The organism is Paenibacillus sp. J22P51, from assembly GCF_059692215.1.
The window spans coordinates 1-5,917 of record NZ_JCAUAZ010000031.1 but is presented as its reverse complement, the minus strand read 5'-3'; the positions used below and the strand labels follow the sequence as shown (position 1 = coordinate 5,917).

Here is a 5,917-nt window from a genome sequence, read left to right as displayed (position 1 = left end):
CCATCTCGAACACGACCGTTAAGCCCTCCAGCGTCGATGGTACTTGAACCGCAGGGTTCTGGGAGAGTAGAACGTTGCCAAGCAGTACCCCTAGTGGGTATTTTTTTTGCCTAGTTAGAATTGAATTACCTTTATGGAGGCTTAGTGAAGTGGCTAAACACGGCAGACTGTAAATCTGCTCTCTTCGAGTTCGGTGGTTCGAATCCATCAGCCTCCATATACCTTATCTAGGGGCATAGTTTAAGGGTAGAACAAAGGTCTCCAAAACCTTTGGTGTGGGTTCAATTCCTGCTGCCCCTGCCAATAACATCAATGGGGATTAGCCAAGCGGTAAGGCAACGGACTTTGACTCCGTCATGCCAAGGTTCAAATCCTTGATCCCCAGCCATTTTTACCTGAGTCATTAGCTCAGTTGGTAGAGCACCTGACTTTTAATCAGGGTGTCGTAGGTTCGAATCCTACATGACTCACCACTTTACCCCAAAAAGTGAAGTGATGGCTTCGAAGGGAATTCCGATTACTTTTCGGGGACCCCAATATCAAACATGCGCGTATGGCGGAATTGGCAGACGCACTAGACTTAGGATCTAGCGGGCGACCGTGGGGGTTCAAGTCCCTCTACGCGCATCAATCATCCCCAGCTTGCTCCAAGCAGCATGGGGATCCCTATGCGGAAGTGGCTCAGCGGTAGAGCATCGCCTTGCCAAGGCGAGGGTCGCGGGTTCGATCCCCGTCTTCCGCTTACTAGCGTAAGGGTCTTACAAGCACCCTTACGCTTTTTTAATCTTCGGGACGTAGCTCAGCTTGGTAGAGCACCTGCTTTGGGAGCAGGGGGTCGCATGTTCAAATCGTGTCGTCCCGATATCAACCACAGTTCTTCATCAAAGGATGAGGGACTGTGGTTTTTTTCTATTACCCAAGGTAACTTAGTTACCTCGATGTAACTCATTTTCTAACCCAGCATGTTCGAGTATACTGGAAATGAAGTGGAAGTAAGAATCCAAAGGAGGGCTAAAGTAAGTGGGTACGAATACAAAAATTGGCGGCGGAGGCTTCCATCACGTTGCACTTAGAGCGAATGATTTTGACGCGACAGTCAAGTTTTATACAGAAGGATTAGGCTTTGTAGAGAAGAACAACTGGGGGGAAGGTGATAAACGAGCTGTCCTGCTTGACTCTGGTGATGGTAATTATATGGAGGTTTTCGCTGGGGGTTCAGGTGAGCCAAAACCAGAAGGTTATTTCTTCCATGTTGCTTTCCGCAGTAATAATGTAGATGGGGCTGTTGAAGCGGCCGTTGCTGCTGGGGCTATTGTGACGGTAGAACCCAAAGACGTAATCTTAGGTGTAAACCCGCCAACCCCCGTTCGCATCGCTTTTGTCAAAGGATTAAACGGAGAAATCATTGAGTTTTTCCAAAGCACTGGCGAACACCAACTATAACTTTTCAGGGATGAAAGGGGCATGGAACATGACTTTTACCTTTACTTTATCGCTCGGAGATGAGGCGCCTGATTTTTCATTACCAGCTACGGATGGACAAACATACGCGTTGAAGGATTTCAGCGATGCGAAAACGCTCGTTATCTTTTTCACCTGCAACCATTGCCCTTATGTGATCGGTTCCAATGAAGTGACACGCGAAACTGCCAATCGCTTTAAAGATAAGGGCGTACAGTTCGTTGGTATCAACGCCAACAGTGTGAACACCAAGCCAGAAGATTCCTTCGATCATATGGTATCGCACATGGAGGAGCACCAATACCCATGGGTGTATCTCAGAGACGAAACGCAAGAAACGGCCTTGGCCTATGGGGCCCTGCGAACGCCGCATTTTTATGTATTTGATGAAAATCGCAAGTTAGTCTACACGGGACGCGGCGTTGATAGTCCGAAGGATGCTGCTAAAATCACAATCAATAATTTAGAGAACGCACTAGCGGAGCTTACCTCTGGTCAAGAGATTACGTTGCCGTTAACGAACCCAATTGGCTGTAATGTGAAATGGGACGGTAAGGATGCGCATTGGATGCCTGCCGATGCTTGTGATTTGGTATAGCTCCACGGGTCTCTGAACACTCGAATTACATAGATTAATAGAAACCAAGGACCCCTCTACTCGAGATGGTTCATTGGTTTTTTCTTTATTCACAACTAGCGATATAGTTAATATATGGTAATATAGTAGAGTTCACCAAATCTACTAATAGAATTTCACTCATCTATTCATCATATAATTCCATGCCGAAGGAGATCCATCATGTCCTTTACACAGCACTTAATCCAGAAATATCAGTTCGAATGGCGCCAAACCCAGCAGCATCCTTTTGTCCAAGAGTTAGGTCAAGGAACCTTGGATCGCAATAAATTTAGATTTTACATGATTCAAGACTATTTATATTTAATCGATTATGCCAAACTGTTTGCACTCGGTGCCGTCAAAGCTTCGGATCTCCAAACGATGAGTGAATTCTCAGCGTCGCTTCACAACATTTTGCATGTGGAAATGGGGATTCATCGATCTTATGCGGCTCGCTTCGGGATCGCCGAGGAAGAGCTGGAGCAGGCAGAGCCTTCACCAATTACGCTCGCTTACTCGCATTATATGCTGCATGTGGCACAGAATGGCGGACTAGCGGAGTTAACGGCAGCCTTACTGCCATGTATGTGGAGTTACTGGGAGATCGGCCGCATGCTGAAAGAGATTCCAGGAGCAGCAGATCATCCCGACTATGGTGAGTGGGTGAGAGGCTACAGCTCAGACGAGTTCGGCAAACATGCCGAGTGGTGTATCACTTTAATGGATCGACTAGCTTTGGGGAAATCAGAAAGCGAGCTAGCGCGCCTAGAAACGATTTTTTTGAATACGACTCGCTACGAAACGTTGTTCTGGGAAATGTCATACCAGCAGCAGATGTGGCTATAATTTCGGACAAAAGCGCAACTGAAACGCATTCATAAGAGCCCATAGAGCGAATATACATATACGGAAATCATCAAAAGTTGGTTATCAACTGGGAGGTGTTTCGTATGATTTATTGGATTTTGGCTGTGATTGTCGTGGTTGTCGGTGTGTTGGTTGTCATGAGTATAAGAAGAAGTAAATCCACAGCGCCTGTTGAAGTGAAAACGCACAAGCCCTGCTCTTACTGCAACGAGGAAATCGCCATTGATGCGCCAGTGTGCAAGTACTGTAGGGGGGTTGTGGTGAGTTAGGCTTATGTCATGGTATCGGGTAAAAAGGGGAAGAGAAAAGCAACGAGTTATTCGCTTAAGTGCGAAATGCTCGTTGCTTTTTAGTGTTTTTTAGTCTTTTTTACCACGACTACTAGCTTTCTTGGCATCTTACGTTCCTAGGAAATCACTCGCCGTCCTGACAATATATTGTGGTGATTTAAAGACGAAAATCATGCATAAAGGGTACTTCCATAAACTAAACACGTCAAAAAGTTGGCACTATGTCTGAAAAAAGTGTAACATCTAACTCATATAGCAGACAGAAGGAGCTTGAATCAGTTGAATATTGAATTACACAATGAGTTACCTACCGATTTTGAAGAATTGAAAAAAGCAGCAAACCGCACATCCAATTGGAGAGAGCGTCTTTCCGCCGTTGAAGCATTAGGGGAACATGGCGATCAACAATCCGTTCATATCCTTAAACGTCTAATGGCCAATGATTCGGTCTATGTGATTCAGGAGACGGCTTATCGCAAGTTGAAACTTTTGGGTGAGGATGTACAGCTGCCGCCTCGTAAAAAAGGTGATTTGATTAAAGGAGTAGGCAAAATTTTACTTCGCATCAAGAAGAGCTTGCCAGAAGGTCATACCTATGAGGCTTTCAAGGAAAAGCTGCAGAAAATGAGAAGTGATGTTTATGACACGTATGAAGGTGACAAAGGCGCGGATTTCGATCAATGGCTAGAAACGACATGGTCGGGTTTATTAAATAAATAAGAAGCAACACATATGGAGTGAATTTATGGCTAAGGGTAAAGGTGGAACAGGTAGAGGTACTGACAGCAAAGGCTGGAACCGGTGGAAGGCGAGCGAGAACCGGGCGAAGAGTGCCCCGAAACCCTACAAGAGTAAAGGTCTGAAAGCCGCTGCAATCGCGGCCAAGGCAGCTGGTACATCAAGTACAACGAGTAGTACAAGTACGAAAAGCACCAAAGCTTAGCAGATCGCTAAGAGACGAGCCAAACCACCTTCGGTAACTTGCCGGGGGTGGTTTTTTCGTTAAAGATGATGTTTTTGCATCCTTCACATGACCTGTGTAAGATAGATGTAGAATATTTTGGATGAGGTGAGAGTCGTGGTATTTGGGGCGCGCGTGTGGAAAACAGGCATCGCTGTTGCATTAGCTTTATATATAAGTGCTTGGCTCGAATTCACACCACCGGTCATCGCGGCCGTTGCGGCGATTTTTGCGATGCAGCCCTCGATTTATCGTTCCTGGCGATATTTCTTAGAACAGCTGCAAACCAATATTATTGGTGCGGCTTTTGCTTTGCTGGCGGGGATATTTTTTTCGCAAAATGTGATTGCCATTGGCATTGTATGTATTATTGTCATCATCCTTAGTTTACGTTTACGCATGGAAGAAACGATCGGTCTTACATTGGTTACTGTAGTTGCCGTAATGGAGGCATCGGGGGAGTGGCGTTTTGCCGTCAATCGTTTATTACTCAGCTTGATTGGGATTGGCTGTGCTTTCCTCGTGAATGTACTTTTTTTTCCGCCTAAGCCCAAGGAACAATTCGCAGCACAGATCGGATCTATTTTCGGCAAAATGTCACTGCTCCTTCGCACGGTGATTTCGAATGAGATCAAGGAAACGGTGTTTCGTGAAGAGAAGGAAAGTCTTCGCAACAGCTTAAAGTCATTATCAGAGAAATACAGACTTATGGAAGAAGAAATTAAAAAGATGAAAGGCAGCGGCTCCAAACGGATCCGCGAACTCGTCGTGTACAAGCAGAAGCTGCTTGTGATGTCCAAAGGGCTTGAGGTATTGGAGGCCGTAGATGAGCATTATTTTCAGGCTTCCCCAAGCGCGGAAACAGATGTATGTTTTGATGATCATATGGAGAAATTGATTAAGTACCATGAGCATGTTCTATTGAAGTACGATGATAAGCTTAAGGAAACGAGCTCAGATAGTTTGGAAATCGAAGCGGAGAACGAACAGTTTATGGTCGATCTCCTTGCACGATATCGTGAGCAACCGGGCGGTATGCTTCGACTCTCGATTGTGGCAGCAGCCATGTATGACTATGGTCATCAGATCGCGCGTTTGGATAAGCTTGTGGAGCATGATCATCGCGGGGAGACCGAAGAGAGGGAACCTCTTGAGATTTTGCTCAAAAGTATTCGACTCAAATAGTTCGAGTTTAAGTTTGCTTTACGATATGGTTTGTGCTATATTATGATTCTTGCTTCGAACGGGGCAGGAATCAGCAAGCCGAAACAATGAATTCTGAACGTGTTGAATATCTTCACGAATGGATGAAATAAAATAAAGCTTGCAAATGAAAAATCAATATGGTATATTATTTCTCGCTGCTTCGGTAACACGGCAGTGAATGCATGGAATATTGATCTTTGAAAACTGAACAACGAGTGAGTAAGCACGAACGAGAAATCGTTCAAAAAAGAGATTGCAAAATCTCGCTAGCAAGTCAATGAGCATTTCAGCTTTCAGATATACGGACAAGCAATTGTCCACTATTATGGAGAGTTTGATCCTGGCTCAGGACGAACGCTGGCGGCGTGCCTAATACATGCAAGTCGAGCGGGTTTACCCTTTGGGGTAAGCTAGCGGCGGACGGGTGAGTAACACGTAGGTAACCTGCCTTTAAGACTGGGATAACTATCGGAAACGATAGCTAAGACCGGATAACTGGTTTTCTCGCATGAG

Annotated in this window: 7 protein-coding genes, 7 tRNA genes and 2 rRNA genes; all 16 read left to right on the top strand. The window is 45.4% G+C overall.

From position 1 onward, the window contains the following. Positions 1 to 83 (top strand): 5S ribosomal RNA (rrf, locus tag AC58QC_RS30305); the annotation flags it as partial. Between the two features lie 52 nt (positions 84 to 135). Then, positions 136 to 217, top strand: a tRNA-Tyr gene (locus AC58QC_RS30300). A gap of 12 nt (positions 218 to 229) precedes the next feature. Continuing rightward, positions 230 to 303 (top strand) — tRNA-Trp (locus tag AC58QC_RS30295). Positions 304 to 313: 10 nt separating this feature from the next. After that, positions 314 to 388, top strand: a tRNA-Gln gene (locus AC58QC_RS30290). Positions 389 to 397: 9 nt separating this feature from the next. Next, positions 398 to 473: transfer RNA gene (locus tag AC58QC_RS30285), tRNA-Lys, on the top strand. 74 nt (positions 474 to 547) lie between these two features. Continuing rightward, positions 548 to 627 (top strand) — tRNA-Leu (locus AC58QC_RS30280). Positions 628 to 670: 43 nt separating this feature from the next. Then, positions 671 to 742, top strand: a tRNA-Gly gene (locus tag AC58QC_RS30275). Between the two features lie 46 nt (positions 743 to 788). Beyond that, a tRNA-Pro gene (locus AC58QC_RS30270) sits at positions 789 to 862 on the top strand. Positions 863 to 1,020: 158 nt separating this feature from the next. Next, positions 1,021 to 1,443, top strand: a complete 423-nt coding sequence (locus tag AC58QC_RS30265; RefSeq protein WP_497418671.1) for a VOC family protein — start codon at positions 1,021 to 1,023, stop codon at positions 1,441 to 1,443. Between the two features lie 28 nt (positions 1,444 to 1,471). Beyond that, complete coding sequence (locus AC58QC_RS30260; protein WP_497418670.1) at positions 1,472 to 2,059, top strand: thioredoxin family protein; 588 nt, start codon at positions 1,472 to 1,474, stop codon at positions 2,057 to 2,059. Positions 2,060 to 2,260: 201 nt separating this feature from the next. Next, positions 2,261 to 2,926: a thiaminase II gene (tenA, locus tag AC58QC_RS30255; RefSeq protein ID WP_497418669.1), complete on the top strand. Its 666-nt coding sequence runs from the start codon at positions 2,261 to 2,263 to the stop codon at positions 2,924 to 2,926. A 104-nt stretch (positions 2,927 to 3,030) separates the two neighbouring features. Then, positions 3,031 to 3,216: a hypothetical protein gene (locus AC58QC_RS30250; RefSeq protein ID WP_497418668.1), complete on the top strand. Its 186-nt coding sequence runs from the start codon at positions 3,031 to 3,033 to the stop codon at positions 3,214 to 3,216. A gap of 300 nt (positions 3,217 to 3,516) precedes the next feature. Beyond that, positions 3,517 to 3,957 carry a HEAT repeat domain-containing protein gene (locus AC58QC_RS30245; protein WP_497418667.1) on the top strand — a complete coding sequence of 147 codons (441 nt, stop codon included), beginning with the start codon at positions 3,517 to 3,519 and terminating at the stop codon, positions 3,955 to 3,957. A gap of 25 nt (positions 3,958 to 3,982) precedes the next feature. Then, on the top strand, positions 3,983 to 4,180 hold the full coding sequence (locus tag AC58QC_RS30240) for a DUF3934 family protein (protein ID WP_497418666.1): 198 nt from the start codon (positions 3,983 to 3,985) through the stop codon (positions 4,178 to 4,180). A 135-nt stretch (positions 4,181 to 4,315) separates the two neighbouring features. Further along, positions 4,316 to 5,383: an FUSC family protein gene (locus AC58QC_RS30235; RefSeq protein WP_497418665.1), complete on the top strand. Its 1,068-nt coding sequence runs from the start codon at positions 4,316 to 4,318 to the stop codon at positions 5,381 to 5,383. Positions 5,384 to 5,726: 343 nt separating this feature from the next. Then, positions 5,727 to 5,917: ribosomal RNA gene (locus tag AC58QC_RS30230) — 16S ribosomal RNA — on the top strand; the annotation flags it as partial.

Excerpts from the sequence above, each read along its gene's own strand:
- AC58QC_RS30260 (WP_497418670.1), top strand. The coding sequence starts at position 1,472 with ATGACTTTTACCTTTACTTTATCGCTCGGAGATGAGGCGCCTGATTTT.
- tenA (WP_497418669.1), top strand. The coding sequence starts at position 2,261 with ATGTCCTTTACACAGCACTTAATCCAGAAATATCAGTTCGAATGGCGC.
- AC58QC_RS30250 (WP_497418668.1), top strand. The coding sequence starts at position 3,031 with ATGATTTATTGGATTTTGGCTGTGATTGTCGTGGTTGTCGGTGTGTTG.
- AC58QC_RS30240 (WP_497418666.1), top strand. The coding sequence starts at position 3,983 with ATGGCTAAGGGTAAAGGTGGAACAGGTAGAGGTACTGACAGCAAAGGC.